This is a genomic window from Loktanella sp. DJP18 (genome assembly GCF_049310965.1).
In the GTDB taxonomy this organism is placed as follows: domain Bacteria; phylum Pseudomonadota; class Alphaproteobacteria; order Rhodobacterales; family Rhodobacteraceae; genus Loktanella.
Map to the genome: position 1 here is coordinate 1 of NZ_JBMERN010000301.1, position 1,632 is coordinate 1,632.

General features: G+C 53.6%; 1 protein-coding gene and 1 pseudogene. Both read right to left on the minus strand.

Going from position 1 to position 1,632, the window contains the following annotated elements; translation table 11 throughout:
* Positions 1-113 precede the first annotated feature (113 nt).
* Positions 114-1,202 carry a diguanylate cyclase domain-containing protein gene (locus ACOI1H_RS25415; protein ID WP_422441089.1) on the minus strand — a complete coding sequence of 363 codons (1,089 nt, stop codon included), beginning with the start codon at positions 1,200-1,202 and terminating at the stop codon, positions 114-116.
* A gap of 249 nt (positions 1,203-1,451) precedes the next feature.
* A pseudogene (locus ACOI1H_RS25420) lies at positions 1,452-1,632 on the minus strand (DUF4158 domain-containing protein); the annotation flags it as partial.

A 1,632-nucleotide genomic window follows, 5' to 3' on the forward strand; every position in this document is an offset into this window, starting at 1 on the left:
CATTCTACCATGTTGCGATCAGTGCTTATTTATCTTCGGGAAGGATCTGAACCGTCAACCGCGGCACATCTGCTATTCATAAAGTGGATATAGGGTCTTGAGACCCAATGTGCTTAACGCACAACAGATAGGTGTTTGCGCAGAGGGGATACGAAGGTCACACGGTTGCGCCCATTGGCTTTCGACTCGTACAGAGCTTGATCCGCTTCCTTGTAGCTCACGCCATAATTGAAGGCCTGTCCGACTGCGTGAAATGCTCCGGCGCTGACATGGGTCACATGTCCATCTGCTGGGTTTCCATAAGGAACCTTAAGGGTTTCTTGCAACCGCTCGGTTATGGTCTGGCCGATCTCGGAATTCGGCGTGGTCATAAGGACAGCGAACTCCTCGCCGCCAATCCTTGCTGCAAAATCAAGACCGCGCGTCGCGCGGTTGATTGCGACGCCCACTGCCCGCAGCACGTTGTCACCTTCATCGTGCCCGTACATATCATTAATTCTCTTGAAATGGTCGATATCCAGAATGATCAGAAGAACATTCTCAACGCGCTGCAATTCCAGCTTCGTAACGAACTCTTCGAATGCACGCCGGTTGGGTAAACCAGTCAGGATATCCGTGATGGCCGCACTTTCCATTTCACGTTCTTTGCGACCACGCCGTTGCTCCTTCTCGAGCATCTTTCCGAAGATTAGAACGTTTGCGGCAACAAACAATGATACGCCTACTGCAACCATAGGATCTGAATACTCAGACCGCGTCAGAAAGATAGCCGACGGTAGCGAAGACGCGACGCATAACAGCAGCCAGGACTGGTTTGATCTTACGGCCTCTTTGCCGTACCTCATGTACCAGGCTAGCGAGGCCGCTATTGTCAATAAAATTGAGATGCATCCGGTAACCACGGCAGGTCCACCAATCAGAATGCGCACGGCGATGCTTATGGCAGAGGTGATGATAGATGCAATTGGGCCACCAAACGCAGTTGCTGCGGCGATAAAGGCCCCCCTTGCGTCGGCTTGAACCCCTTCAGAGATGTAGAATGGTGTCATCATGGCGGTAGCTGCACCAATACCGAACGCCATGCCCACCACGCTGCGGCGAAGCGTCCGGCTACCGACCTTTTGCTGGAGAAATCCATAAATTAGCGCGCCTAGCGCCATCATCGCGATCGACTGCATGGAGATCAGAAATATGCTTGCCATGTTCAACCCTCATCGACATAGCAGACCTACCTGACCCAACTCTGATCAGTCACGCGCCCAGCATCTTTCTTCCATATTACTGCAAATTCACAGTTTCGACAACCATGCTGATGCCATGCGCAAGGATAGAGGTTTTCATGTCTTCGACCCAATCGCCGCCCGGACCATTCCGGCCACGGTGAACGAAGCGGTCTACATCTTGGACGGGCTGCTGATGACCGCTGCTGGCCAGAAAATCCTCAAGCAGTCAGGGATCACCTCGCGAGACGATATCAGGCGGCTCGGATATCGCAGGGCGCATAGCTGTAGTGCGTACCCGAACCGGTTCTCCGGACGCCTGCGATCGTCGATGTGCTCAAGGTCCTCAGCCGACAGCGTGTAGTGGTAGAGGATGCGGGCCTCGTCTGTCGGAAGATCGAATAGCGCCGCG

Coding starts and splice junctions, on each gene's coding strand:
- ACOI1H_RS25415 (WP_422441089.1), bottom strand. CDS start 1,202: ATGGCAAGCATATTTCTGATCTCCATGCAGTCGATCGCGATGATGGCG.